Source organism: Rugamonas aquatica (assembly GCF_009380215.1).
GTDB classification, from domain to species: domain Bacteria; phylum Pseudomonadota; class Gammaproteobacteria; order Burkholderiales; family Burkholderiaceae_D; genus Rugamonas; species Rugamonas aquatica_B.
In genome coordinates this window covers 115516-142442 of sequence record NZ_WHUG01000006.1, presented here as the reverse complement: position 1 = coordinate 142442, position 26927 = coordinate 115516, and the positions used below count along the sequence as shown (strand labels likewise).

Here is a 26927-nt window from a genome sequence, read left to right as displayed (position 1 = left end):
CCAACTAGATCAAAATTTGTCCATATGGTCAGATTTTAGGCCCTTTTGTGGTGAACACGCGACACGATACGGCCGGGCAAGCACCAAATCCGTGCGATCTCAGGCGGCCGGCAGCAGGCCATGCTGGGCCGCCAGCCGCAGCGGCGCCCGCTCCGCGACAAAATCGATGAAGTGCCGCACCCGCAGCGGCATCTGGGTGCGCTGCTGGTAGTACATGAACACGCCGCTGTTGCTGCTCGCCGTATGCGGCAGCAGCGGCACCAGCGCGCCGCTGGCCAGCTCGGCCTCGATCATGAAGACCGGCAGCTGGCCGATGCCCACCCCGCTCAGCACCGCCACCAACTCCCCTTCCACCGTATTGAAGCTGGCCACCGCCGGCACTTCCTGGTAGACCGTGGCGCCGTCCACCTGCAACTCCCACGGCATCATGCGACCGGTGTTCGGGCGGCGGAAGCCGGTGCAGCGGTGCTGCTGCAAATCCGACACCGTCTGCGGCGTGCCGTGCAGCGCCAGATACGCGGGCGTGGCGCAGGGCAGCAGCACGATGTCGCCCAGCTTGCGGGAAATCAGGTTGCGCTCGGGCGGACTGCCGGCGCGGAAGCCGACGTCGATCTTGCTTTCCACCAGGTCGGTGAAATGGTCGTCCAGCTGCAGATCGAAATGCGCGCCCGGGTAGCGCCGCTGGAACTCCGGCAGCAGCGGAATGATGACGGCGTTGCCGATCGACATGGGCGCGGCCACGCGGATCAGGCCGTCGGCTTCGAGGCGGCTGTTGCGCACCTGGTCCAGCGCCTCGTCCAGCAGGCGCAGGCCGGGGTTGGACAGCTCGAACAGGCGCAAGCCCTCCTCCGTCAGGCTCAGGCTGCGCGTGGTGCGGTGGAACAGGCGCACGCCCAGATGCTCCTCCAGCTGCCGCACCGCCTTGCTGACGGCTTGCGGCGTCAGGCCGGCCTCCACCGCCGCCTGGCTGAAACTCCTGGCGCGCACCACGCCGATGAACAGACTGATGACCCGGGCTTTATCCATATTTACAACCAAAAGGTGATAATCAAACAGCTTTCCCATGGCTAGTGTAGCAGGCGGGCCGTGACTACACTGGCCTGCATCAACTCACCACAAAGGAAACGATCATGACCGGCACGGCACAAAAAGTATGGTTCATCACCGGCGCATCGCGCGGCTTCGGCTTGCTGACCGCGCAACAGGCGCTGGCGCGCGGCGACTACGTGGTCGCCACCGCCCGCGATCCGCACAGCATCACCGCCGCCCTCGGCGAGCATGCACATCTGCTGGCGCTGCGGCTGGACGTCAAGCTGGAAGCGCAGGCGATTACCGCCGCCCAGCAGGCGGTGGCGCGCTTCGGCCGCATCGACGTGCTGGTCAACAACGCCGGTTACGGCCTGCTGGGCGCGGTGGAGGAAGCCAACGCCGAGGAAGTGCGCGCGCTGTACGAGACCAACGTCTTCGGCCTGCTCAACGTCACCCGCGCCGTGCTGCCGGTGATGCGCCGCCAGGGCGGCGGCCACGTCATCAACATTTCGTCGGTCGGCGGGTATTCGGCCTATGCCGGCTGGGGCGTGTACGCCTCCACCAAGTTCGCGGTCGAAGGCTTGAGCGAAGCGCTGGCGATGGAACTGGCGCCGCTGGGCATCAATGTGACGGTGGTGGAGCCGGGCTTCTTCCGCACCGACTTCCTCGATGCCTCGTCGCTGATCAGCACCCGCGACCGCATCGAAGACTACGCCGCCACGGTGGGCGCGATGCGCGAGTTCGCGGCGGGCGTCAATCACCAGCAACCTGGCGATCCGGCCAAGCTGGCGGTCGCCCTGCTGCAACTGGCCGACAGCGCCAAGCCGCCGGTGCGCCTGCAACTGGGTTCGGACACGGTGGAACGCGTGCGCGCCAAGAACCTGTTCGTCGAAACGGAGATGGCGCAGTGGCTGGAGCTGGCGGTATCGACCGACTTCGCCCCGCAGCAGAAAGCCGCTTAGAGCTTGCCCGGCGGATGGAGCGACAACAGATCCTCACGCGGATAGCTCCATCCCGGCACGCCCTCGGGACACGGCGCCGCTTCACCGAAATGCAGCGTCGTGAAATTCCCGCGCGGCGTGGTGGCGAAGCGGTAGTCGGCCAGGTCGCTGGTCGGCAGCATCAGCGCCGGCAGACGGGCGAAGCGCAGCCAGGCATCGACCTGGCAGTTCTTGTCCTTCAATATGCGCAGCGCCGGCAGGCTGGCCAACACGGTGCCGAATTGCTGCACGGCGGGCGACAGGGCCTGCGTCGTCTGCACGCCCACCAGTCCCGCAGGACAAGCCAACGGCGCCAGCCACTGCGGCGCCAGACTGGCCACGCCACGCCGCAGACGGTAGTAACCCTGCTTCTCGTTGGCTTCCACGCTGGCATACGCCCAGCACAAAGGCTGCGACGGAAACGCCGTCATCGCCACATCCATCACGCGCACCGACGGATCGTCCTTCAGCAAGGCAGCGGTGATCTGCTCGCGGCCCGCACGCGAAGCCACGCCCTGCACCGCGATGAAGCCGGCGCTGACGGCCAGCGCCAGCAACAAGCCCGCGCGGCCACGCGCACCGGCGCGCACCTGCGCCATGCCGCAAGCCGACGCAATCAACAGCAGCGCCGCAAACGAAGTCCACGCCAGATAGCCTTTGGCGGCAAACACCACCAACGCCGCGAACATACAGGCCAGGCCGAGCATGCGCAGCCAGCGCCAGCGCATGATGAGCGCCATCGGCACGCCGATCGCCACCCAGAACAAGGGCTCGACGATGAACACCATGTCGCCGTAGAACCAGCGCCCGTCGAATGGATACCAGGGATGGATGCCGTAGGAATTGGTAAAGTCCATCAGCAGATGCAGCGCGAAACCCAGGCCCACGCTCAGGGCCAGGCCCAGACGCGCCGTGCGGCTGGCCTTCAACAGCGCGCGCGCCGACGGCCAGCACAGCCACAGCAAGGCCGCCAGCAGCAGCGCCTGCGGCAACGCCAGCAAGGCCGTATGCGTATGACCGCGATGATGCAGCAGATAGCCCAGCGGATTGGGCAGCAGCTTGGTCAGGAACAGATCGAGGTCGGGAAAATTACTGGCCAGCGCGCAGGCCACCAGCAACAAGCGGTGCCGCACCTGCTGCGACGGCGCATCCGCCTCGTCGGGCAGACTGCGGTGCACCACTTCGCCAACGCCGAAACCGATAATGCTGTGGGTGATATTGTCCATGGACCTATTCGGGTTTGAGCAGCTGTTCCAAACGCCGCGGATAGTGGTTAAGGAAATCGCGCGTGATGGCGTAATGCTCGGTATCTTCGTAAGCGACTTCGGTGATGCCGGTGCCGTCGAACAGCAGTATCTTCGCGTTCGGGTAGGCCAGCAATATCGGCGAATGGGTGGCGATAATGAATTGCGACTCGTCTTCCACCAGCTGATGGATCGCCGTCAGCGCCGCCAGCTGGCGGTTGGGCGACAGCGCGGCTTCCGGTTCATCGAGCAGGTACAGGCCCTTGCCCTGGAATTTATTCAGCAGCACGGCCATGAACGCCTCGCCGTGCGAGCGCGAGTGCAGCGAGCGGTCGCCATAACCATGCAGATAGTCCACCTCATCCATGTAGGTGGCGACGTTGTGGAAACTCTCAGCGCGGAAGAAGTAGCCGTCGCGCGGCGTGCGAAAACTTTGGGACAGTCTCAGCGCCTCGAACAGCGGCGCGTCTTCGCGCGCCGTATTCAGGCGCACGTTCCTGGTGCCGCCCTCCATGCTGAAGCCCAGCGCCAGCGCGATCGATTCCAGCAGCGTCGATTTGCCGGCGCCGTTCTCGCCAATGAAGAAAGTCACATCCGGGTGAAAGCCGATCGACTCCAGGTTGCGCACCGCCGGCACTGTGTACGGGTGCCGGTCCCAGTCAACGTGATCGCCGAACAGCGCCGTAATCCGTTGCAGATACGGCTTGGCCTGCAAACCCATGCTAGCGCTGCACCTCGACGCCGCGCCAGAACGCCACGTGGTCCTTGATCTGCGCGGCCTTCTCGGACGGCTCCGGGTAGTACCAGGCGGCGTTCTCGTTGACCTTGCCGTTGACGTTCAGGCTGTAGTAGCTGGCCAGTCCCTTCCACGGGCAGCGCGACGTGTGCGCGCTGGCTTGCAGGTACTCGGTCTTCACGCTCGATGGCGGGAAGTACACATTGTTCTCGACGATTTCAACCTCGTCGTCCCGCGCCTGCGCGATGACGACGCCGTTCCAGCTGGCGGTAGGCATAGAGAGACTTCCTTTCAGTGTCAGTTGGGACCGCACTCCACGCGGTTGCGGCCGGCGTGCTTGGCGCGGTACAGCGAGGCGTCGGCCTGGCGCAGCAGGCTTTCCGCATCGGCGATTTCCATGTGGTCGAACGAGGCCACGCCCAGGCTGGCCGTCACCGGCAGCAGGCGCGGGCCGGCGTAGTGGACTTGCGCTTCGATCTTGGCGCGCAGGCTCTCGGCGAACTTGCAGGCGCCTTCGACCGGCGTGTTCGGCAGGATCACGCACAGCTCTTCGCCGCCGTAGCGGCCCGGCACGTCGATCACGCGCACGCTCTCGCGCAGCAGGCGGCCGACGCTGGCCAGCACCTGATCGCCGACCGCGTGGCCGTATTCGTCGTTGATGCGCTTGAAGTGGTCGAGGTCTATCATCACCGCCGACAGCGGCGAGCGGAAACGCTTGGCGCGCGCCGTCTCGAATTTCAAACGGTGCAGCAGCGAGCGGCGGTTATGCAGCCCGGTCAGCTCGTCGGTGGTGGCCAGCTGTTCCAGCTCGCGCACCGTGGCCTCCAGCGCCTTCTCGCTGGCGCGCAGTTCGATCAGCGCCATCACCTGGCGGGCCAGCTTGACCAGCGTGGTGCGCTGTTCGGGATTCAGGCCGCCCGGCTTGGTGTCCATCACGCACAGCGTGCCGATGGCGAAGCCGTCGGACGAGGTCAGCGCCACGCTGCTGTACATGCGCATGAACGGCGCGTTGACCGTCAGCGCCATGCCGGCGGTGCGGAAGTCCTGCGTCAGGTCGGGGATCTCGGTGGCGGCCTCGCCCAGCACCGCCAGCGAACAATAGCTTTCGCCGCGCGGCAGCTCGCCCATCTGCATGCCGGTGCAGGACTTGATCCAGACACGCTCGGCATCGACCAGCGAGATGAAGGCGTAAGGCACCTCGCACACCCTGGCGGCCAGCTCGGTGAGGAAGCTGAAGTCTTCGCAGGCGGGGGTGTCGAGGATGTGGTAGCGGTGCAGTGCGGCCAGCCGGAACTGGTCGGCCTGCGGACGGGCGATGGAGAGTGTATGTACTTTTTCTGCGGCCAGCATAGGCCTCCCTGTAGCGACGTCAATCTCTTTTGGGCACCCGCATGCAGCGGGACCGAACTATGGTGCTACCCGATCAGTTTATCGCAAAACAGGGACGGCGGGAGTACTTGCCCCCGCCGCTGGCGGCATTTTTTAAGCCGCTTGCGCCATGATCTCGCGCAGCGCCTTTTCAAACACGGCGGCCGGCTGGCCGCCCGAGATCAGGTGGCGCTCGTTGATGATGACGGCCGGCACCGAGTTGATGCCGTGGCGCTGGAAGAACTGCTCGCGCTCGCGCACCTCGTCGGCATAGCGGTTAGCCTGCAGCACTTCGGTGGCGACATCGACATCCAGCCCCACTTCGCCAACCACGCGCAGCAGCACCTCGTGCGAGCTCGGATCGTCGCCCTTGGTGAAGTAGGCGCCGAACAGCGCTTCCTTCAGCTCCTTCTGCTTGCCTTCCAGCTCGGCCCAATGCAGCAGGCGATGGGCGTCGAAAGTGTTGTAGATGCGGCTGCGCTTGCCCATGGCGAAATCGAAGCCGACTTCGGCGCCGCGGGCGCGTATCATCTCGCGCGCCTGTTCCTGCTGCGACGGCGTCGATCCGTATTTCTCGCTCAGGTGCTCGCCGATGTCCTGGCCTTCGGGGCCCATATTGGGATTGAGTTCGAAGGGCTGGAAGTGCATGCTGACGGCGGCTTCGTCGCCGATATTGGCCAGCGCCTGGTCCAGCGACTTGAGGCCGATGGCGCACCATGGGCAGGAAACGTCGGAGACGAAATCGATCTTGAGGGTAGTAGTCATGCTGTGCCTTTGCTAAAACGGTATTTCAGCATATGGCGACGCCCGGCGCAAAATCAAGCGCCGGGACGGGGGATGGCCTTACTTTTTGCGGGGTTTAACCGCTTCCTTGCTCTTGCTGCCGATACGGCTTTCCTTGCCGGCCAGCAAATTCGAAATGTTCTTGCTGTGACGGAAAGCCAACAGTGCGCTCATGGCGAACACCGCGAACAGCTGCGGTTCGACGCCGAACAGCAGGCCGTAGTAGAACGGCGCGAACAGCGCCGCCACCAGCGCCGCCAGCGACGAGTAGCGGAAGGCGTAGGCCACCGCCAGCCACGTCACCAAGGTGGCCAGGCCCAGCCAAGGATTCAGGCCCAGCAGCACGCCCAGCGCGGTCGCCACGCCCTTGCCGCCGACGAAGCGGAAGAACACCGGCCACAGGTGGCCCAGGAACACCGCGATCGCCACCAGCGCGATGGTGGCGTCGCCGATCTGCAACTGGTCCTGGTAGCGGATCGCCAGCCATACCGCCAGCCAGCCCTTGGCGCCGTCGCCGATCAGGGTCATGATGGCAGCGCCTTTATTTCCGCTGCGCAACACGTTGGTGGCGCCCGGGTTTTTCGAGCCATAGGTGCGGGGATCGGCGATGCCGAACAACTTGCTCATGACGACGGCAAACGAGATCGAACCGATCAGGTAGGCGGCGACGGTCATCCAAACTGTATTCATTGTTTCCTCAAAAGTAGTCATGCGCCCGTTGGGGGCCGCTGAATATACACTGTCAGCCCCCAATCAGCCAACTAATCGGCCAGCGCGCAGTGCACCGGCCTGGCCTGCAGCAGCTCGACCAGCACCTGCGGCGCGATGCCGACCAGATAGCCCCTCCTGCCGCCATTGATATAAATCGTTTCCAGCGCAAGAATGCTATCCTCGACATACACCGGCAGCACCTTGCGCGTGCCGAACGGCGAGGTGCCGCCGATCTGGTAGCCGCTGTGGCGCGTGGCCACCTCGGGCTTGCACGGTTCGACCGATTTGCAGCCGATGCCGCGCGCCAGGTTCTTGGTCGAGACCTTGCAATCGCCGTGCATCAGCACAATTAATGGTTTAGCGGCCTCGTCCTGCATGACCAGGGTCTTGACCACCGCGTGCTCGTCCACGCCCAGCTCGCGCGCGGACACCGTGGTGCCGCCGTGCTCTTCGTAGTCGTACGGGTGCTCGCTGAAGACCACCTTATGTTTGCGCAGCATTTGCGTTGCCGGGGTCTCGGAGATGTGCTCTTTTTTCGCCATGCGTGATACGCTGCTTGTGAAGTAGTGTTCGATCGGGAGTTTCTCATTATGCAGCAGGAAATTCGCTTTGCCACTTTCAATGTTTGCAATCTTTCCCAGCCTGGGGCGAAATTGTACGACAATCTGCCGCCGTTGACGCCGGCGGAGTACCAAGCGAAAGTCCTGTGGACCGCGCAGCAGCTGGACCAGCTCGACGCCGACGTGGTCGGCCTGCAGGAAATCTTCTCGCTGGCGGCGCTGCGCGACGTGCTGACCCACAGCACCCGCTACCGCGAAGCCACGCTGGCCGGCTTCGATCCCGCGCCCGATCCGCACACCGGCGCCGCGCGCCTGCTGCCGCAGGTGGCGCTGATCTCGCGCCTGCCGCTGGCGCAACCGCCCGCCGAGTACCGCGCCTTCCCCGACGGCGTGGCGCTGCCGGCCGGCAGCCGCGACGCCGACCGCTTCGCCCGCGCGCCGCTGCATGCGCAGGTGCTGCTGCCGGACCAGCGCATCGTCGATGTCGTCGTGGTCCACCTCAAGTCCAAGCGCCCCGACTATTGCAGCGGCGACGACTACGCCGACCCGATGCAATATGCACAAGCCAACCTGCGCTCGCTGATACGGCGCGGCACCGAGGCGGTGGCGCTGCGCGCCCTGCTCAGCCAGCTCGAAAGCCGCGCGCGCCGGCCGCGCGTGGTGCTGGGCGACTTCAACGACACGGCCGACGCCGTCACCACCGCCATCGTCATGGGCTCCGGCGCGGCCGGCCTGCCGGGCGAGGAGCTGAGTGGCCGCCTGTTCGACTGCAACCAGATCCAGCTGGGCCGCGACACCCTGCGCCACATCGGCTACACCAACATCCACGAGGGCCACTATATGACCATCGACCACGTGCTGGTGTCCGAGGAATTCAACCCGGCCTCGCGCTACGCGGTGGGCGAGGTGCTGGACGTGACCTATCTGAACGACCACCTGCTGCAGCACAAGCCGGAAGCGTCCGACCACGGCCAGGTGCTGGTGCGGCTGCGCCTGTTCGGCGCGCGCGAGCACGCCCAAGCCATGTAGCGTCATTCCCGCGCACGCGGGAATCCATACTGAGCTGACTGGCCTGCGTTCTATGGGTTCCCGCCTGCGCGGGAACGACATACTCACGCGGCGCCGTCCAGCAGGCCGCTCAGGCTATCGAGCCAGCCGTTCTGCCGCATATAGTAGCCCTGCGCCTGGTGGCAGCCGTGCTGCGCCAGAAAGCGCAGCTGCGCCTCGGTCTCCACGCCCTCCGCCAGCACCGTCAAGTCCAGGCTGCGCGCCATCGCGATGATGGCCGTCACCACCGTCGGCGGCGCCGCGCCGTCTGCCGTGCCGTCGATGTCGCCGATGAAGGTGCGGTCTATCTTCAGCTTGTTGAAGGGATACTCGCGCAGGTGGCCGATGCGCGTGTAGCCGGTGCCGAAATCGTCGATCGCCAGCCGTACGCCCAGCTGCCGCAACGCCCCCAGCGTGGCCGGCGCGGCGGCGCCATGCTGCATGATGACGGCCTCGGTCAGCTCCAGCTCCAGCAACTCCGGCGCCAGGCCGGCCGCCGCCAGCGCCGCGCCCACGCTGTCGGCCAGGTCTTTCTGCAGGAACTGCGTCGGCGACAGATTGACCGCCACCGCCAGCGCATGGCCGGCCTGCTGCCAGCGGCGCGCTGCGCGGCATGCCTGCTCCAGCACCCACTGGCCGATCGGCACCATCAGGCCGCAAGCCTCGGCCACCGCGATGAAGCGCTCCGGCCGCAGCAGGCCCAGCGTCGGATGGCGCCAGCGCAGCAGCGCTTCCGCCGCCAGCGGCAGGCCGCTGGCCAGATCGACCTGGGCCTCGTACTCCAGCACGAACTGGCGTTCGCGCAGCGCGCGCTGCAAATCGTTTTCCAGCGTCGCCCGCTCGACGATCTGCGCATTCATTTCCGCGCTGAAGAACTGGAAGCCGTTGCCGCCGTTTTCCTTGGCGTGGTACATGGCCAGGTCGGCGTGGCGCACCAGGGTGTCGAGGTCGGCGCCGTCGTCGGGAAAGATGCTGATGCCGATCGACGCGCCCACGTTCAGCCGGTAAGGCTCCAGCACGAATTCATGGCCCAGCGTGTTCAGCACCGCCGCCGCCACGTGCGCGACCTGGTCGATGCCGCCGATCTCGGGCAGGATGATGACGAACTCGTCGCCACCCTGGCGGCTGACGGTGTCGACGCTGCGCACGCAGCCGCGCAACCGCACCGCCACCTCCTGCAACAGCCGGTCGCCGACGTGGTGGCCCAGCGTGTCGTTGATGTTCTTGAAACGGTCGAGATCGAGGAACAGCAGGGCCAGCCGGCTGCGCCGGCGCCGCGCCGTCGCCAGCGCCAGCGTCAGGCGGTCCAGCAGCAGCACGCGGTTCGGCAGGTCGGTGAGGAAATCGTGCTCGGCCAGGTGGCGGGTCTGCTCCGTCGGGCGGCGGTCGGCGATATCGGTCAGCAGCGCCAGATACAAGGCCAGTTGCTCCTGCTTGCGGGCCGAGATGTCGCGGATCGCCGCACACAGGCGCTGGGGGCCGACAGCCGTCAGCACCACGTCGGCCCAGAACTGGCGGCCGCCGCAACCGACCCAGCACCATTCGAAGCGGCGGTTGCCGTCGCGCAGCGCCTCGGCCTGCAAATCGGCCAGCGCGCGCGCCGACAGCACGCCCTCGGTCTGCTGCAATGGTGACAAATCGGCCAGACTGCGGCCCGGCAGCCGCTGCGCTCCGTTGCATTCGAACAGCGCCAGCGCCGCCGGATTGCAGTCGGCGATGCGGCCATCCTGCAACACCAGCAAGGCATCGCTGGTGTGCTGGTACAGCGCGCGGTAGTCCGCGCTCGGATTGTCGTCTGCTTGTGCCACGTGGCCCTCTCCGGCGTCGCGCCTTCTCAGGCCTTGCTCATTCTTGCCCGTGGCGGGGATAACTCCTTGACTTCCCTCAAACGCGCTCGATCCCGCGTTTTCGCAGTTCATCCGTATTTTTGCGCCGCCCATCGCATTTCTCTGGAAGTTCGCCTTGCAAATACCTACAGTGACACCATGCGCAAATCTGCATAGTCCTGCACCGTGGCGAACTTTTAATAGAAGAACGATATGAAACTTGAAACCTTGCCCGTCTCTCCACAGCCCACCGTCAGCAGCAAGCGCTGGCGCAAACCCCTCGCAGTGCTGATCGTCATCGGCCTGGCCGGCGGCGGCTGGACCGTCATGCACGGCAAGAAAGAAGCGCCGCCGGCGACCGCGCAGGCAGGCAAGGACGACAAGAAGAAACAGGAAGTCTTCGAACTGGCCAGCGGCGATATCGCGGCCATCGATGCCAGATCATTGGCGGTCAGCTTGCCCTTATCCGGCTCGCTGGCGCCCCTGAGTTCGGCCACCATCAAGTCCAAGGTCTCGGGCGTGGTGGAGGCCACCACGGTGCAGGAAGGCATGGCGGTGTCGGCCGGCCAGGTGCTGGCCCGCATCGACCAGTCCGACCTGCGCGCGCGCCTGCAACAGCAGCAGGCCATGCTCGACGAAGCCCAGGCCAAGCTGTCGCTGGCGACCAAGAACGAGTCCAACAGCGGCGCCCTGCTCAAGCAGAAATACATTTCGCAAAACGCCTACGATTCGACGCAGAACAGCGTCGACCTGGCGCGCGCCAACGTCAAGTCGGCCGCCGCGATGGTGGAGATCGCCCGCATCGCGCTCAACGACGGCGTCATCAAGGCGCCCATCAGCGGCGTGGTCAGCAAGCGCCACGTGCAGGCCGGCGAGAAGCTGGCGCCGGACATGCCGGTCTACAGCATCGTCAACCTGGCCGAGCTGACCCTGGAGGCGCAGGTGCCGGCCTCGGAAATCCCGCGCGTGAAAGTGGGCCAGGACGTCAAGTTCAAGGTCGACGGCTTCCAGGGCCGCGCCTTCGCCGGCAAGGTGGCGCGCATCAACCCCGCCACCGAGGCCGGCTCGCGCGCCATGCTGGTCTACATCTCGGTCAAGAACGAGGATAGCGCGCTGCGCGCCGGCATGTTCGCCAAGGGCAGCATCGTCACCGACCGTTCCGCCGTCATGCCCATCGTGCCGCTGCCGGCGCTGCGCACCGACAAGGGCCAGCAGGTGGTGTACAAGATCGAACAGGGCAAGGTCATCGCGCAGCCGGTCAAGCTGGGCCTGCGCAACGAGGACGAGGGCTACGCCGAAGTGCTGGACGGCCTGCAGCCGGGCGCCAGCGTCATCGTCTCCAAACTCGACAGCGTCAAGCCGGGCAGCCAGGTCAAGCTGCCGGTGAATGTCGCCACGCCGGCGCAGCCGCCGAAGTCCGCCATGCTGGCGCAGAAGGACTAAATCATGTGGATCACTAAAACCAGTATCCAGAACCCGGTCTTCGCCACCATGGTGATGGTGGCGCTGGTCGTGCTGGGCCTGTTCTCCTACCGGGGACTGGGCCTGGAGGCCATGCCCAACGTCGACATCCCCGGCGCGCTGATCGAGGTCAACTATCCGGGCGCGTCGCCGGAGGCGGTGGAGAACGACATCACGCGGCCGATGGAAGACGTGGTCAACACCGTCAGCGGCATCAAGACGCTGCGCGCCAATTCGTGGGAAGGCCGCGCCGGCCTGTACATCGATTTCGAACTGTCCACCAATATGGACAAGGCGATGCAGGACTTGCGCGACAAGGTGGCGCAAGTGCGCCCGCGCTTCCCGAAAGAAGCCAAGGATCCGTTCATCGTCCGCTTCGAAGGCGAGAACAGCCGCCCTATCGCACAGATCGGCCTGACCGCCACCGACCACACGCTGCGCGAACTGTCGACCATGGCGGACCAGCTGATCGGCAAGCGCTTCCAGGGCGTGGCCGGCGTCGGCCAGGTGCGCCTGAACGGCACGGCTTCGCGCCAGATCCTGATCAGCCTGCGTCCCAACGACCTGACCGCGCAAGCGATCGGCGTCGATGAAGTGATCGCCGCGATCCAGGCCACCAACACCAACCTGCCGGCCGGCTCGATCAGCTACGGCGCCACCGAACAGCTGGTGCGCATCGAAGGCAAGATGAAGGATGCGCGCGACTTCAACAAGATCATCGTCGCGCGCCGCGCCAACGGCCCGGTGTTCCTGGAGCAGGTCGCCACGGTGATCGACGGCGCGCAGGAAGAGCTGTCGGTCTCGCGCCTGAGCGGCCAGCGCGCCGTCACCATCGACATCACCAAGGTGCAGGACGCCAACGTGGTCGAGGTGGGCCGCCGCATCCAGAAAGTCGCCGCCGATTTGCAGAAGACGCTGCCGGCCGACATCACGCTGACCGTGCTCAACGATGAATCGCTGAAGGTGCAGAGCCAGCTCGACAACGTGAAGGAAACCATCATCGAAGGCGCGGTGCTGACGATGATTATCGTGTTCCTGTTCCTGCACTCGTGGCGCTCGACCATCATCACCGGCCTGACCTTGCCGATCTCGGTGATGGCCAGCTTCATCGCGATGAAATTCTTCGGCTTCACGCTGAACTTCCTGACCTTGATGGCGCTGTCCCTGTGCATCGGCCTGCTGATCGACGACGCCATCGTGGTGCGCGAAAACATCGTGCGCCACCTCGGCATGGGCAAGAACCACCGCCGCGCGTCGGAAGACGGCACCAACGAAATCGGCCTGGCCGTGATGGCCACCACCTTCGCCATCGTCGCCGTGTTCATCCCGGTGGCCTTCATGCAGGGCATCATCGGCCGCTTCTTCCTGCAGTTCGGCGTCACCGTCGCGGTGGCCGTGCTGGTGTCGCTGTTCGTCAGCTTCACGCTGGACCCGATGCTGTCGTCGGTGTGGCCGGACCCGGTCAAGGACCGCTTCAAATACGTGCCGTGGCTGGGCCGCTTCATGCACTGGCTGGAAGGCGGCGTCGAGGCGCTGCACGTGGTGTACGGCAAGGTGCTGGCCATCGCGCTGCGCTGGCGCAAGCTGACGCTGGCCTTCGCCGCCGCGCTGTTCGTGTCCAGCCTGATGCTGGTGCCGATGATAGGCGGCGAGATGTTCCCCGACCAGGACAACGGCTGGATCAACCTGCGCATGAAAACCCCGGTCGGCTCCAGCCTGGAGTACACCGACAACAAGGTGCAGCAGGTGGAAGAGGCGCTGAAGGCCTTCCCTGAAATCGCCAATGTGATCTCGGTGGTCGGCACCCAGGACGGCCGCAACACCGCGCAGATCGACATGAAGCTGCAGGACCGCAAGACCTACAAGCGGCGCACGCAGAAGGAGCTGGAAGGCGCAGTACGCGCACGCCTGAGCAAGATCGCCGGCATCACCCTGTCGGTGGGCTGGAAGCCGATCTTCATCGCCATCCTCGGCACCGACGAAGGCAAGCTGGACGCCGTGGCCCACCGCCTGATGGACAAGATGCGCAAGATTAAGGGCGTGGCCGACCTGGAGTACAGCCAGGAAGGCGCCAATCCATCGACCACGGTGAAGATCAACAACGAGCTGGCCAGCGACCTGGGCCTGACGGTGCAGCAGATCGGCACCGCGCTGCGGCCGTTCGTGGCGGGCGACACCACCAGCCACTTCCTGGCCGACGATGGCCAGAACTACGACGTCAACGTGCAGCTGCCGAAGTCCGGCCGCCAGAAGATCGCCGACCTGGCCGACCTGTCGCTGGCCTCCAGCAAGCTGGGCCCCGATGGCCGTCCGGTGATGGTGCCGCTGCGCCAGGTGGTGGACTTCGTGCCGTCGTTCAGCCCGCAGGTGTTGAAGCGCCAGGCGCTGCAACGCCGGGTGGCGGTGTACGCCGCGGTCGAAGGCCGTCCGAGCGGCGACGTCGACAGCGAAGTCAAAAAGGCCATGAAGGAAATCGACCTGCCGGCCGGCGTGCGCTTCGATGTCGGCGGCAATGCGCAGGACATGGAAGAGAGCATGTCGTCGGCCATGATCGCGCTGGGCATCGCGGTGATCTTCATCTACCTGGTGCTGGCGTCGCAGTTCGGCAGCTTCCTGCAGCCGGTGGCGATCATGATGTCCTTGCCGCTGTCGCTGATCGGCGTGCTGGTGGCGCTCTTGATTACCGGCAGCACGCTGAACATCTTCTCGGTGATCGGCTTCATCATGCTGATGGGCCTGGTAACGAAGAATGCGATTCTGCTGGTGGACTTCACCAACCACGCGCAGCGCGGCGGCATGGGCCAGTACGAGGCCATCATGTCGGCCGGCCAGGTGCGGCTGCGTCCGATTGTGATGACGACCTTGGCGATGGTGTTCGGCATGCTGCCGATGGCGATCGGCATGGGCGACGGCGGCGAGACGCAGGCGCCGATGGGCCGCGCGGTGATTGGCGGGGTAATCACCTCTACCCTGCTGACACTGGTGGTGGTGCCGGTGGCCTACACCTACCTGGACAGCCTGGGCAAGCGTTGCGCCCGCTTCTTCAAGGGCAAGGCGCACGAGGAAGAAGCCGCGATGCAGGACGCCATCGAACCGCTGCACGACATCAAGGCCCGCAACGAAGTCGCGTAATCGGGACGTACAACGCAAAACCGGGCTGCATGCCCGGTTTTTTTTCGTGCTTACTCAGCGGCGGTATCGCCGTCGGCGGCGTCGTCGCCATCGGCTTCATCGAGCTCGCCTTCCTGGGCCAGCCCGGGATTCTGCTTCAGCTCGGCCTTGCGGCGGGCTTTTTCATCCGCTTTCTTTTTCTTTTCCAGCTCACGCTGCCGCTTTTCATACGCGAAATTTGTCTTTGCCATTTGCCACCTCTTCTTTATACGGTTCGATTACCTGCCCACATTATGACGCACTTACGGCCGACGCAAGTTTTTCAGCCGCGAGGATGATGTTGCGCATGCAAATGCTTGAGCCGCTCACGGGCGACGTGGGTGTAGATTTGTGTCGTCGAAATATCCGAATGGCCCAACAACAACTGTACCACCCGCAGGTCGGCGCCGTGGTTCAGCAGATGGGTGGCGAAGGCGTGGCGCAAGGTGTGCGGCGACAGCGGCGCCGTAATGCCGGCCTTCAAGGCATGCTTTTTAATCAAGACCCAGAACATCTGCCGCGTCATCGGCCCGCCGCGCCCGGTGACGAACAGCGCGTCGTCGACCTGGCCGTTGAGGATGATGCCGCGCGCCTCCTTGACGTAGCGCTCGATCCACACCCGCGCCTGCTGCCCGAACGGCACCAGCCGCGTCTTCGCGCCCTTGCCGGTGATGCGCAGCACGCCGTCGTTCAGGCTCAGCTCCAGCAGCTTGAGCGTGACCAGCTCGGACACCCGCAAGCCGCTGGCGTACATCAGCTCCAGCATGGTGCGTTCGCGCAGGCCCAGCGGCGTGGCGACGTCGGGCGCGGCCAGCAAGGCCTCCACTTGAATTTCGCTCAAGGTGTGGACGAAGCGCGCCGGCTGCTTGGCCGATACCAGTTTGAGCGTCGGATCGTCGGCGATGCGGCGCTGGCGCAGCAGCAACTGGTAAAAACGCCGCAGCACCGACAGCCGCCGGTTGGACGAGGTGGCCTTGCCGCTGTCCTGGTGGCGGGCCGCGATATAGCCCTCGATATCGTGGGCGGCGACGGCCGCCAGCCCGGCCACGTCCGGCCGCTTCTTCTCCAGCCAGGTGGCGAACAGGCGCATGTCGCGCCGGTAGGCTTCCAGCGTGTTCTTCGACAGGCCGTCCTCCAGCCACAGGCTGTCGCAGAACTCGTCGATCAGAGCAGTGTTGTCTGTTGCCATGCGTATTCGCTCGACCCTTCGTGCGCCAGCAGCCAGCGCTTGATGCCCAGCAGGTAGCCGTTGGGGTCGTCGCTGTTGGCGAAGCCGCCCAGGCCGGAAGAAGATGTCACGCGGTGGCAAGGGATCACCACCGGGAACCAGTTGGCGCCGCAAGCCTGGCCCACCGCGCGCGGCGCCGAGCCGATGTGCCTGGCCAGCTCGCCGTAGGTACGCACGCTGCCGCGCGGAATCGAACAGATGGCGTCCCAGACCTTGTGCTGGAACTCGGTGCCGGCGCGCTTCAACGGCAGGTCGAAAACGAAATCGGCATCCTCGCAATACTTGCCCAGCTGCACCGCCGCCACTTCGGCGGCCGCGTCCTGCGGCGCTTTTGCATCAAAATGGGGCGGCAGGTAACAGAGTTCGGTTATCAGACCACTCGCCGTGCGCACGCCCAATTTTCCAAGCGGCAAGTCCAAGATGGCGGCGAACAATTCATGCTGCTGTTGTATTTTCATCACACCCTACGCACCAAAAAGACCGGCTGAAGTTGTCGAAATGCACCATTTTGTTGCATTCGAACTACATTAAAAAAACCACATAATTGCATTGTAAGTCCGCGCCCGGACAGGCAGCGATACGACAGGCGAAAAAAAACGCACCTTGCGGTGCGTTTCCAAATCCTGCTTCACGTTCCCGGTCGTTTGCCTGTCCCCGTAGCGCGCTTGTGGCGGCCTTCAGCGACTATAACAACGACATTCTGTAAAACGTGCGTCTCCTCGATCTATTGCCGGTATTCAGTACCGTTTCTCTACACACTCCCCACCTACAATTCTGGGCTCTTGCTACCGGGTCGCATATCGATATGCACTTCTCCCTGAGAGCGACGCAATCATAACGTATCTATTTGGCTTTTTCTCTTTTTTTTTCGGCCATCCGGCCCCCTTACTTTAAACGTGAAACAAATTTGACGCATATCAAGAGAGTTGTGGTATTGCGCATGTTGTTGGCAAAAGACCTAGTAGTACCCCTCATTGCTAGCCACCCCACAAAACGATAATTTAAGCGAAAATGCCGGATTTCCTGGCATCAATAAACCCTAGAGACAAACCATGTTCACAAAACTACTGGATCATCTGGAGGAGTGGATCATCACCTTCCTGATGGCAGGGGCCACCCTGATCATTTTCCTGTCCGTAGCGCACCGCTACGGCACCGGCCTGCCGATCCCCGGCGTCCAGGATTACCTGCTGTCGCTGCACTTCGAGTGGGCGCAGGAACTGGCCATCATCATGTTCGTGTGGATGGCCAAGTTCGGCGCCGCCTACGGCGTGCGCATGGGCGTGCACGTCGGCGTCGATGTGCTGGTCAGCCGCCTGCCGGACGCCTGGCGCCGCCGCGCCACCTACGTCGCGCTGGCTTGCGGCATGCTGTTCACCGGCATCATCGGCACGCTGGGCCTGACCTTCGTGTGGGAAAACGGCCTGCACTACGCCCTGTTCAACAAGCTGGGCATGGATATCAGCGCGCTGACCGAAGGTCCGACCACGCCTGACCTCGAATGGCCGACCTGGTTCATCTACTCGGTGGTGCCGATGGGCTCCTACCTGATGTGCTTCCGCTTCATCCAGGTGTCGCTGGTCTACTGGCGCACCGGCGAGATGCCGCACCAGGACGAATCGCACGTCGAAGGCCTGGACGATGCCGAAGATGATGACATGTTTGCCGTCGCCCACCCAGCCCCAGCCCACGGAGGTGCCAAATGAGCGGCGCAGCGATCAATCAAGTCAATGTGATGTCCAAGAAACGCGCCGCCACCTGGCTGCTCGGCATCGCCGCCATCCTGCTGGCCGTGTGCGTGGTCGGCGGCAAGGTCGGCATCGTGTTCGCGCTGCTGCTGGCGCTGATGTTGACCGGCATCCCGGTCTCCATCGCCCTCGGCCTGACGGTGCTGATGTTTATGTACCTGCTGACCCACGTGCCGGTCGAAGCGGTGGCGCTCAAGCTGTTCAGCGGCATCGAGAAATTCGAGATCATGGCCATCCCGCTGTTCATCCTGGCCGGTAACTTCCTGACCCATGGCGGCGTGGCCAAGCGCATGATCAAGTTCGCCACCAGCCTGATCGGCCACTGGCACGGCGGCCTGGCGCTGGCCGGCATCATCGCCTGCGCCATGTTCGCGCTGGTGTGCGGCTCGTCGGTGGCGACGGTGGTGGCGATCGGTTCCATCATCCTGCCGGCCATGGTCAAGCAAGGGTATCCGAAGCGCTTCGGTGCCGGCGTCATCATCACCGCCGGTTCGCTGGGCATTTTGATGCTGCCGTCGATCCCGAAAGTGATCTACGCGATTTCCACCAACACCTCGATCGGCGCGCTGTTCCTGGCCGGCCTGTTCCCGGGTATCCTGCTGACCGTGATGCTGTGCACCACCACCTGGGTACTGGCCAAGAAGAACGGTTACCCGCGCATGCGCAAAGCCACCTGGGGCGAACGCGCCAAGGCCTTCAAGGACAGCGTGTGGGGCCTGATGCTGGTTGTGATCATCATCGGCGGTATCACCAAGGGCATCTTCACACCGACCGAAGCGGCGGCGATGAGCGCGGTGTACGCCTTCCTCATCTCGGTGTTCGTCTACAAGGACATGCCGCTGAAGAAAACGCCGGAAGTGCTGAAGAAATCGGCCAGCCTGAGCGCGATGCTGCTGTACATCATCACCAATGCCGTGCTGTTCTCCTTCCTGATGGCGCACGAGAACATCCCGCAAGCGATGGCGGACTGGATTCTGGCCAAGGACCTGGGCCAGGCCGGCTTCCTGTTCTTCACCAACATCCTGCTGCTGTTGGCCGGTAACGTGATGGAACCGTCGTCGATCATCCTGGTGATGGCGCCGATCCTGCACCCAGCCGCGATCCGCCTGGGCATCGACGCCGTCCACTTCGGCATCATGATCGACGCGAACATGGAAGTGGGCCTGTGCCATCCTCCGGTCGGCCTGAACCTGTACGTAGCCAGCGGCATTTCAAAGATGAGCATCTCGGAGCTGACCGTAGCCGTGATGCCGTGGCTGCTGACGATGCTGGTGTTCCTGGTGATCGTGACCTACTGGCCGGGATTGTCGCTGTGGTTACCTAAAGCGATGGGCTTGATGTAATAAAAAAGGGAGGCCGGTTCAGAACCGGCCTCCCTCGTCATTTGAAACGAGCTAAATTATTTAGCTGCTTCCTTGTTGATCGCCGAGATCAGATCCTTGCCGATACGGCCTTCCATATCCTTCTGCACCGGCAGCAGCGCCTTGCGCCAGTCGGCCTGCTCTTTCACGCTAGGCGTGTAGATCTCAGTCTTGCCGGCCTTCTTGATGGCTTCCAGCGCCAGATCGTTGTCGCGCTGGGCGATGGCTTTTTCAAACGTGGTCGCATCCTTCATCGCCTTGTCCAGCGCGGTGCGGATGTCGGCTGGCAGACCGTCCCAGAACTTCTTGTTGACGATAACTGCATAACCCAGATAGCCGTGGTTGGACACGGTCACATACTTCTGCACTTCGTGCATCTTCTGGGTGTACATATTCGATGGCGGGTTCTCGGTGCCGTCCACCACGCCGGTTTGCAGCGCCTGGTACACCTCGGAGAAAGCCAGCACCTGCGGGTTCGCGCCCAGCGCGCGCATCTGCGCGTCCAGCACCTTCGACGACTGGATGCGCATCTTCAGGCCCTTGAAATCGGCCACGTTGTGCAGCGGCTTGTTGGCCGACATGACCTTGAAGCCATTGTCCCAGAACGCCAGGCCGGTGATGCCCTTAGGTTCCAGCTTCTTCATCAGGCTCTTGCCGATTTCGCCTTCGGTGACGTTATACAGCGCGGTCTTCGACGGGAAGATGTACGGCAGGTCGAACGCCTCGAATTCCTTCACGCCCAGCGGACCGAATTTGGCCAGCGACGGCGCCAGCATCTGCACGGCGCCCAGTTGCAGCGCTTCCAGTTCTTCCTTGTCCTTGTACAGCTGGCTGTTCGGATAGACTTCGACCTTCACGCGGCCGTTGGTGGCCTTCTCGGCCAGCTGCTTGAAGCGCTCCGCGGCCTGGCCTTTCGGCGTATCCGTCGCGACCACGTGGCTGAATTTGATGACGATAGGGGCCTGGGCGTAGGCGTTGATACTCAGCGCCGCAGTAACGGCCAACAGGGCGATTTTCAGTTTCATGGAGTCTCCAGAAGGGATTTAAAATACACTATTGTTCTAGTTTGACCGATTCTCACTAAAAGTAGCAAGTCCGGCTACTGTGGAAAACCACAATGGTGCGGCCCCTGCAAGGCTTTAACCTGAACCCCCATGACCGTCACGCCTTCCCCGCCCACCGCCGCGCGCCGCACGCCTTACAGCTCTCCGCTGCGCTGGCTGCTGCCCATCATGCTGGTGCTGTTCTTCCTGGCGATCCTGATCTGGCTTCCCTGGCAGGCCCGCCAGATGGAGAGCAACGAGCGCCAGGAACAGCTGATCGCCGACACGCTGTGGGTCGAGCAGACCATCCGCTTCCAGCTGGGCCGCGACGAGGAAAGCCTGCGCGGCCTGGGCGCCGACATCGCCGCCGGCCGCCTGCCGCCGGGGCAGGCCCACGAACGGCTGGCGCGCCTGCTGAAGAACGGCCATGAGCTGCTGCGCGTGATCTGGCTGCGGCCGGACGGCAAGCTGGCTGCCAGCAGCGATCCGCAGGCGGCGCCGGTGGAGCTGTCGGCCGCCTCCCAAGCCACGATGGAGCTGACCCGCAGGACCCGCCATCCGATGTACACGCAACCGGAGGCGCAGACGCCCAACCTGTCGGCCGCTCCCGCTGCGGTGCTGATGGACTACCACGTGCCGCTGTTCCGCGGCGACGAATACCTTGGCGATCTGGTCGCCACCTATCAAACCAGCTCACTGCTGGAGGAGATGGTGCCGTGGTGGTTCGCGCAGGACAACCAGGTCTCGCTGATCGACCGCGACGACAAGGTGCTGGCGCGCCGCGCCGCCGCCGGCCCTGGCCACGGCGTCTACACCCACAAGCGCGCGCTGGACCTGCCGGGCGCCTCGATCACGCTGGTGACGGACAGCGTCAAGAGCGAACCGCAGCTGCTGCCCAACCTGCTGGTCGGCTCGGTGATCGTGCTGTCGCTGGGATTGTTATGGAGCTTGCTGGCCTTATGGGGCCACATCTCGCGGCGGCTGGAGGCCGAAGGCGCCTTGCGCCAGCAGATGTCGTTCCGCACCGCGATGGAGAACTCGCTGGTGACGGGCCTGCGCGCGCGCGACCTCGAAGGCCGCATCACCTACGTCAACCCGGCGTTCTGCCAGATCGTCGGCTATCCGGCCGAGGAGCTGGTCGGCATGCTGCCGCCCATGCCCTACTGGGCGGCCGAAGCGATGTCGGAATACCAGAGCCGCTTCGCCTCGGTCCTGGCGGGCAAGGTCACGCCGCAGTTCGAAACCATCTTCCAGCGCCCCGACGGCGAGCGGGTGCCGGTGCTGATCTTCGAAGCGCCGCTGGTCGACAAGGACGGCAAGCAGACCGGCTGGATGGGCTCCATCCTCGACATCTCCGACCGCAAGCGCATCGAAGAACTGAACCGCCAGCAGCACGAAAAACTGCAAACCAGCGCGCGCCTGGCGACCATGGGCGAAATCTCGTCGATGCTGGCGCATGAACTGAACCAGCCGCTGGCCGCGATCTCCAGCTACACCACCGGCGCGCTCAACGTGCTGGCGCGTGCCGAGAGCAGCGGCGCGGCGGTCGATTGCGGCATCCTCAAGCCGGCGCTGGAACAGGCCAGCGCGCAGGCGCAGCGGGCCGGCCAGATCATCCGCAGCGTGCACGAATTCGTCAAGAAGAGCGAGCCGCAGCGGCAGGAGATCGCGATCGCCTCGCTGCTCGACGGCATCCGCGCGCTGATCGAACTGCAGGCGCGGCAAGCCTACGTCTCCTTCAACGCCAGCATTCCCGCCGACCTGCCGCCGGTGCGCGCCGACCGAGTGATGATCGAGCAGGTGCTGCTCAACCTGACGCGCAACGCCATCGAAGCGATGGCGCACATACCGCCGCAGCGGCGCATGCTCAACGTGGTGGCGGCGTATGATGCGGCCAACGCGCAGGTCAGCGTGGCGGTGATCGACCAGGGGCACGGCATCCAGGAGGATGTGGCGCAGCGCTTGTTCTCGCCGTTCTTCTCGACCAAGGCGGAAGGCATGGGCATGGGGCTCAACATCTGCCGCACCGCGATAGAATTCCACGGCGGCTCGCTGACCTACAGCGCCAACCCGCAAGGTGGCACCATATTTACGTTCGTGCTGCCGGCGGTGCTGGCGGTCGCGGAACAGGAGACTTGAACCATGCTGCATATCGTCGATGATGAAGCGGTCGTACGCGACTCGCTGACCTGGCTCGCCACTTCGCGCGGCATCCCCTCGCGCGCCTACGAATCGGCGCTGCAACTGCTGGCCTACACCGACGCCGGCCAGTTCGACGCCGACGGCGACTGCGTGCTGCTCGACGTGCGCATGCCGGACATGAACGGCGTGGCAGTCTTCGACCAGCTGTCCGCGCGCGGCCTGACGCAGCGCATGCCGGTGATCTTCCTGACCGGCCACGGCGACGTGCCGATGGCGGTGGACGCGCTCAAGCGCGGCGCTTTCGATTTCTGCGAGAAGCCGTTCAACGACAACCAGTTGATGGACCGTGTGCAGGAAGCGCTGGTCAATTCGCGACAGGCCGGCGCGATGGCGGCGGTGCACGCGCGCCTGGCCACGCTGTCGGCGCGCGAGCGCGAGGTGCTGGACCTGATCCTGGCGGGGAAGATGAACAAGGTGGTGGCGGATCAACTGGGCATCAGCATGCGCACAGTGGAAGTCCACCGCGCCCACATCTTCGACAAGATGCAGGTCAAGACCGCCGTTGAACTCGCCGGCCTGCTGAAATAAGGAGCGGATTCAGGCGGCGAGCGGGAAGCCCCGGAACATCTGGGCCGTGCGTTCGGCGCCGTTTTCGGCAATGCAGATATCCAGGCCCTGCGCCGATTGCCGCGCCGCCTGTTCGGCGCGGATGAACATCTCGCGCTCGTAGCCGGCGATGGCGGCGTCGGCATCGCTTTCGCGGACCAGCGCCAGCGCCAGTTCCACGCCGTCCTGCATCGCCATATTGGCGCCGGCTCCCGCGAAGGGCGACATCAGGTGGGCGGCGTCGCCCAGCAAGGTCAGGCCGGGCCTTGACGGCCAGCGCAATCCCACCGGCAGCGCATCCAATGGACGCACATGGTGGCCGTCGTCGCTGGCCATGATCAGCGCGATCAGTTCCGGCGCCCAGCCGGCGAACTGCTGGGCGATGGCCTGGCGCGCGGCGCTGGGGCTGACGCCATCCAGATGCAAGCCGCGCCCAGACAAGCCGCCCAGCGGCACGCGGAAAGCGGCATAGATGCGGATGCAGCCATCGCCGCCGTGCTTGGCCAGTATGCCCATGTTGTCATCCAGCGCGAACAGGCTGCCGCTGCCGACCAGCGCCGCGCACGCGGGATGCCGCCGCGCCGCATCGGCGATGCCGATCTCCACGAAACTCACGCCGGTGTAGGCAGGCCGCGCGTCCGTCAGCAGAGGGCGCACGCCGGAATTGGCGCCGTCCGCACCCACCACCACATCCGCGGAAAACGCCGTGCCGTCGGCAAAGCGCAGCAGATGGCCGCCTTGCGGGATGGCTCCCGGTTCGATGCCGGTGAGGCGGCTGTCCCAGCGTATCGTGTCCGGCTTCAGGGCATCGATCAGCAGATCGCGCAAGGCTTGCCGCTCCACCTCGGGCCGGTGCATGGCGGCGGGGTCGCTGATCTCGTCCCACAGCAGGCTGCCATGCTTGTTCATGACGCGCGTGTCCTCGCCCTGCGGCACGATCAGCTTGCGGAATTCGTCCCGCAGGCCAGCCGTCGCCAGCGCCCATTGGCCGGACTCCTGGTGCATGTCCAGCAGGCCGCCCTGCTTGCGCGCGCCGCGCGACGCATCACGCTCGAACACCACCACCTCGCGGCCGTGCTGCTGCAGCGTACGCGCCAACACCAGCCCGCCCAGGCCTGCCCCGACAACCGCGATCGTTTGCATATCCATCCACCTTAAAAGTGATAACATAGGTGACTATACACATACATAGGCACCTATGCAATATACATTGGAGCAGCACTTCGCCCAGCCCGGGCATTTGATCAACCGTCTGGCGCGGCTGATGGCGCGGCTGGGCGAGCCGCGCGTGCGGGAGTTGGGTTTCGGTGTCGGCCAGATGCCGGTGCTGGCGACCTTGAAAGACGGCGCCGCCTATACGCAGACGCAGCTGGCGGCCATCGCCAAGATCGAGCAACCGTCGATGGCGCAAATGCTGACGCGGATGGAGCGGGATGGCCTGGTGCAGCGCGCACCGGACCCGAAGGACAAGCGCAGCGTGCTGTTCTCGCTGACGCCCGAAGCCAAGCGCCGCCTGCCGAAACTGTGGAAGCTGTTGGGTGAAGCGAACAAGGAAGCGCTGGCGCCATTCACGCCCGAAGAAATCGCCACCCTGTGCTCACTGCTGAGCCGCATGGTGCAGCACCTTGAAGCGACCGAGAACGGCGCAGCCTAGCCAGCTTGATTCTGGCAACTGGCTCATCTCGCCCCCGTCAAACCAGGTGAAGGGCAGTAGAAGATGAGTTCCGGATCGCCTTCATCAAGATTGTCGATATGCCCGCTCGGGTGAAAACCCAATTTGGCAAACATCATCTGCATGGCTTCATTGGAGGCATTGGTGGAGCTGAATATCTTCGATGCAGGGATAGCGGATTGAACATGCCTGATCAGTTCTGCCCCCAATCCCTGACGACGGAACGCCTCACCAACCATCACCATCTCGATAAACGGATACCCAAAGAACTGGCTAGTCAGCACGCAATAGGCGGCAACCCTGCCATTTGCCTCGGCAAGATAACAACGGGCGGACGTGAGCCAGTCACGAATTTGATCTTTCCGCTCAGGGCTCTCTTTAGCAACGGTGTCTATGGCACAAAGGGCCTCGCAGTCATCGATGGTCGCCGGTCGAATGTTCATATCCTTCCTTACTAAGCCGCCTTCTGCGCCGCGATCCACTCATCCACCACCTGCTCCAGCACCGGCAGCGGCACGTTGCCGGTCTCCAGCACGACGTTGTGGAAGGCCTTGATCGAGAACTTGTCGCCCAGCGCTTTCTGCGCCTTGGCGCGCAGGTCCAGGATGCGCATCATGCCGATCTTGTACGCGCAGGCCTGCCCTGGCATGGCGACATACCGCTCCACTTCCGACGCCGCGATGCCGTAGTCGATGCCCTGCTGGCGCGTCCACTTCATCGCGTGCAGACCCGTGTCCACCACCAGCCTGCGCGCGCGGAACAGCTCCGCATCCAGCTGCCCCAGATGGCCGACCACGTCGCCGTCATACCAGTTGTTTTCCGCCGCCAGCTGCTCCGCATACAAGGCCCAGCCCTCGCCATACGCCGAGCCCGCCGAGAACACGCGGTCCCTGCGATAGCGCGGCAGCTTGTCGTTCTCCTGTTGCAGCGCGACCTGGAAGTGGTGGCCCGGCACGCCCTCGTGATACACCAGCGTGCGCATGCCAACGATGCGGAACTCCGGGCCCGGCATCGGCGCCCAGAAAATGCCAGGCCGCGTGCCATCCTTGGCCGGCCCGGTGTAATGGGCCGCCGCCGTCTTCTCGGTGAACGACGGCTCGCGCTTGACCACCACCGGCGCCTTCGGCGTCACATCGAACAACTCCTTCGCGCGCGCCTCTGCATCGCGCAGCACGCTGTCGTAGCGCGCCAGCAGCGCCGGGCGCGGATCGGCTTCCTTAGGCTGCGAGTCCTTCTCCAGCTGCGCCATGCGCTCCTTGATCGTGCCCGCGCTGTAGCCCAGCGACGCCAGCAAACCATCCATCGCCTTCTCGATGCGCGCCACTTCCTGCAAGCCGATGTTGTGGATCTGCTCCGGCGTGTAATCGGTGGACGTCATCTGCTTGAGCAGCAGCGCGTAGGCCTTGTCGCCATTGGGCAGACGCCACAGGCCGGCGTCGTTGGTGGTGCGCGGCAGCTGCTCCTGCAGCATCGCGCGGGCGCGCTGGAATACCGGAATGATGGATTGGCCGACGATGACCTCGGCCGCCGTAGCAAACTTCGCCTGCTGTTCAGGCGACACGTCTTGCAAACTGCCCATGCGCTGCTTCAGCGTGGCGACGAACACATTGCTCTCCGGCGTGCCATCAAGGAAGCGGTCCAGCTGACCGATAGAGGACTGCGTCAAAAAAGTCGGCATCAAAATGCCCCGGGCTGCGGCGCCGCGCGCCTGCACGATGCCAGTGTCCATCTTGCCGGCCACCAGCTTCAAGCGCACCAGATAGTTCTCGATGTCGCGCCGGTTGCGGATCGGGTGCGCCTGCGTCAGGAAGTTCACCAGTTGCACATGCAAGCCGCCGAACTGGTTGAAGACGAAGTTGTAGTCCATGTAGGGCCACGCATCCACCGTCCCCTGCAAGTTCCAGCCTATGCTGGCGGCGCTGGCGCGCTGCTGCGGCGTCAACGCCTGCTGATCGATCTTGGCCAGCTGCGCCAATGCGGTCTTGGCGGCCGCCACTTCGCCGGCGCGATGGACGATGGTGTTGGGCGTGAGCTTGCGGTCCAGTTGGTCCTGCTCCTTGCCGCTGAAGTACAGCTTCTGCGTGGCCTGCTCAGGATCGTTGCGCACCTTGGCGTTGGCGACCTTGTCGGCCCAGCTGTCGAAGCTGACGCCATGCGCAGCAAGGGTGAACGACGCGCCGGCAAGCAGCGAAATGAATCTGGTTGAAGTATGCATGGACGTGGGCCTCGTGG

At 64.4% G+C, this 26927-nt stretch carries 25 protein-coding genes; 9 read left to right on the top strand and 16 right to left on the bottom strand.

The genetic code is table 11. From position 1 onward, the window contains the following. Positions 1-99: 99 nt before the first annotated feature. Positions 100-1026 (bottom strand): LysR family transcriptional regulator, encoded by a 927-nt coding sequence (locus GEV02_RS16890; protein ID WP_152839085.1) that lies wholly within the window; start codon positions 1024-1026, stop codon positions 100-102. Between the two features lie 104 nt (positions 1027-1130). Here GEV02_RS16890 and GEV02_RS16885 point away from each other — a divergent pair, with 104 nt between their 5' ends. After that, the gene (locus GEV02_RS16885; protein ID WP_152839084.1) at positions 1131-1991 is read left to right on the top strand and encodes an oxidoreductase; all 861 of its coding nucleotides are present in this window, start codon (positions 1131-1133) and stop codon (positions 1989-1991) included. On the opposite strand, the gene GEV02_RS16880 is transcribed toward GEV02_RS16885, so the two are convergent. From GEV02_RS16880 to ybaK, 7 genes are all read right to left on the bottom strand, one after another. After that, a complete protein-coding gene (locus GEV02_RS16880) occupies positions 1988-3235 on the bottom strand; it encodes a metal-dependent hydrolase (RefSeq protein WP_152839083.1) in 1248 nt (415 codons plus the stop codon). The genes GEV02_RS16885 and GEV02_RS16880 overlap by 4 nt on opposite strands. 4 nt (positions 3236-3239) lie before the next feature. Then, positions 3240-3974 (bottom strand): AAA family ATPase, encoded by a 735-nt coding sequence (locus tag GEV02_RS16875; protein WP_152839082.1) that lies wholly within the window; start codon positions 3972-3974, stop codon positions 3240-3242. A gap of 1 nt (position 3975) precedes the next feature. Then, complete coding sequence (locus GEV02_RS16870; RefSeq protein ID WP_152839081.1) at positions 3976-4266, bottom strand: DUF427 domain-containing protein; 291 nt, start codon at positions 4264-4266, stop codon at positions 3976-3978. 20 nt (positions 4267-4286) lie between these two features. After that, on the bottom strand, positions 4287-5339 hold the full coding sequence (locus GEV02_RS16865) for a GGDEF domain-containing protein (protein ID WP_152839080.1): 1053 nt from the start codon (positions 5337-5339) through the stop codon (positions 4287-4289). Positions 5340-5471: 132 nt separating this feature from the next. Further along, positions 5472-6122: a DsbA family oxidoreductase gene (locus tag GEV02_RS16860; RefSeq protein ID WP_152839079.1), complete on the bottom strand. Its 651-nt coding sequence runs from the start codon at positions 6120-6122 to the stop codon at positions 5472-5474. Positions 6123-6200: 78 nt separating this feature from the next. Continuing rightward, a complete protein-coding gene (plsY, locus tag GEV02_RS16855) occupies positions 6201-6830 on the bottom strand; it encodes a glycerol-3-phosphate 1-O-acyltransferase PlsY (RefSeq protein WP_070270700.1) in 630 nt (209 codons plus the stop codon). 71 nt (positions 6831-6901) lie between these two features. Beyond that, positions 6902-7393 (bottom strand): Cys-tRNA(Pro) deacylase, encoded by a 492-nt coding sequence (ybaK, locus tag GEV02_RS16850; RefSeq protein WP_174999142.1) that lies wholly within the window; start codon positions 7391-7393, stop codon positions 6902-6904. Positions 7394-7441: 48 nt separating this feature from the next. On the opposite strand from ybaK, the gene GEV02_RS16845 reads away from it, so the two are divergent. Next, entirely contained in the window at positions 7442-8440 is a 999-nt protein-coding gene (locus GEV02_RS16845; RefSeq protein WP_152839077.1) for an endonuclease/exonuclease/phosphatase family protein, read from the top strand. Positions 8441-8523: 83 nt separating this feature from the next. Here the strand turns inward: GEV02_RS16845 and GEV02_RS16840 are convergent, their stop codons facing one another. Next, complete coding sequence (locus GEV02_RS16840; RefSeq protein ID WP_328595835.1) at positions 8524-10266, bottom strand: putative bifunctional diguanylate cyclase/phosphodiesterase; 1743 nt, start codon at positions 10264-10266, stop codon at positions 8524-8526. Positions 10267-10497: 231 nt separating this feature from the next. Between GEV02_RS16840 and GEV02_RS16835 the strand changes: the two genes are divergently transcribed. Beyond that, a complete protein-coding gene (locus tag GEV02_RS16835; RefSeq protein ID WP_152839076.1) occupies positions 10498-11727 on the top strand; it encodes an efflux RND transporter periplasmic adaptor subunit in 1230 nt (409 codons plus the stop codon). Between the two features lie 3 nt (positions 11728-11730). Further along, on the top strand, positions 11731-14877 hold the full coding sequence (locus tag GEV02_RS16830; RefSeq protein ID WP_152839075.1) for an efflux RND transporter permease subunit: 3147 nt from the start codon (positions 11731-11733) through the stop codon (positions 14875-14877). A gap of 50 nt (positions 14878-14927) precedes the next feature. Here the strand turns inward: GEV02_RS16830 and GEV02_RS16825 are convergent, their stop codons facing one another. From GEV02_RS16825 to GEV02_RS16815, 3 genes are all read right to left on the bottom strand, one after another. Further along, the gene (locus tag GEV02_RS16825; RefSeq protein WP_152806628.1) at positions 14928-15107 is read right to left on the bottom strand and encodes a hypothetical protein; all 180 of its coding nucleotides are present in this window, start codon (positions 15105-15107) and stop codon (positions 14928-14930) included. A gap of 71 nt (positions 15108-15178) precedes the next feature. Continuing rightward, positions 15179-16084 (bottom strand): site-specific tyrosine recombinase XerD, encoded by a 906-nt coding sequence (gene xerD / locus GEV02_RS16820; RefSeq protein ID WP_152839074.1) that lies wholly within the window; start codon positions 16082-16084, stop codon positions 15179-15181. Then, positions 16060-16581 carry a methylated-DNA--[protein]-cysteine S-methyltransferase gene (locus GEV02_RS16815; protein ID WP_152839073.1) on the bottom strand — a complete coding sequence of 174 codons (522 nt, stop codon included), beginning with the start codon at positions 16579-16581 and terminating at the stop codon, positions 16060-16062. The genes xerD and GEV02_RS16815 overlap by 25 nt, the downstream gene beginning before the upstream one ends. 594 nt (positions 16582-17175) lie before the next feature. On the opposite strand from GEV02_RS16815, the gene GEV02_RS16810 reads away from it, so the two are divergent. Next, positions 17176-17829, top strand: a complete 654-nt coding sequence (locus GEV02_RS16810; RefSeq protein WP_152806632.1) for a TRAP transporter small permease — start codon at positions 17176-17178, stop codon at positions 17827-17829. Further along, positions 17826-19214: a TRAP transporter large permease gene (locus GEV02_RS16805; RefSeq protein ID WP_152839072.1), complete on the top strand. Its 1389-nt coding sequence runs from the start codon at positions 17826-17828 to the stop codon at positions 19212-19214. The genes GEV02_RS16810 and GEV02_RS16805 overlap by 4 nt, the downstream gene beginning before the upstream one ends. Positions 19215-19270: 56 nt before the next feature. Here GEV02_RS16805 and GEV02_RS16800 read toward each other — a convergent pair whose 3' ends face one another. Further along, the gene (locus GEV02_RS16800) at positions 19271-20257 is read right to left on the bottom strand and encodes a TRAP transporter substrate-binding protein (RefSeq protein WP_152839071.1); all 987 of its coding nucleotides are present in this window, start codon (positions 20255-20257) and stop codon (positions 19271-19273) included. A gap of 129 nt (positions 20258-20386) precedes the next feature. On the opposite strand from GEV02_RS16800, the gene GEV02_RS16795 reads away from it, so the two are divergent. After that, a complete protein-coding gene (locus GEV02_RS16795) occupies positions 20387-22414 on the top strand; it encodes a PAS domain S-box protein (RefSeq protein ID WP_152839070.1) in 2028 nt (675 codons plus the stop codon). A 3-nt stretch (positions 22415-22417) separates the two neighbouring features. Continuing rightward, positions 22418-23005, top strand: coding sequence for a response regulator transcription factor (locus GEV02_RS16790; protein WP_152839069.1), 588 nt, complete (start codon positions 22418-22420; stop codon positions 23003-23005). 9 nt (positions 23006-23014) lie between these two features. On the opposite strand, the gene GEV02_RS16785 is transcribed toward GEV02_RS16790, so the two are convergent. Beyond that, a complete protein-coding gene (locus GEV02_RS16785; protein ID WP_152839068.1) occupies positions 23015-24166 on the bottom strand; it encodes an FAD-dependent oxidoreductase in 1152 nt (383 codons plus the stop codon). 55 nt (positions 24167-24221) lie between these two features. Here GEV02_RS16785 and GEV02_RS16780 point away from each other — a divergent pair, with 55 nt between their 5' ends. After that, positions 24222-24677 (top strand): MarR family winged helix-turn-helix transcriptional regulator, encoded by a 456-nt coding sequence (locus GEV02_RS16780; protein WP_070270719.1) that lies wholly within the window; start codon positions 24222-24224, stop codon positions 24675-24677. 23 nt (positions 24678-24700) lie between these two features. On the opposite strand, the gene GEV02_RS16775 is transcribed toward GEV02_RS16780, so the two are convergent. Further along, positions 24701-25138: a GNAT family N-acetyltransferase gene (locus GEV02_RS16775; RefSeq protein WP_152839067.1), complete on the bottom strand. Its 438-nt coding sequence runs from the start codon at positions 25136-25138 to the stop codon at positions 24701-24703. Between the two features lie 11 nt (positions 25139-25149). Continuing rightward, a complete protein-coding gene (locus GEV02_RS16770; protein WP_152839066.1) occupies positions 25150-26910 on the bottom strand; it encodes a DUF885 domain-containing protein in 1761 nt (586 codons plus the stop codon). Positions 26911-26927 lie beyond the last annotated feature (17 nt).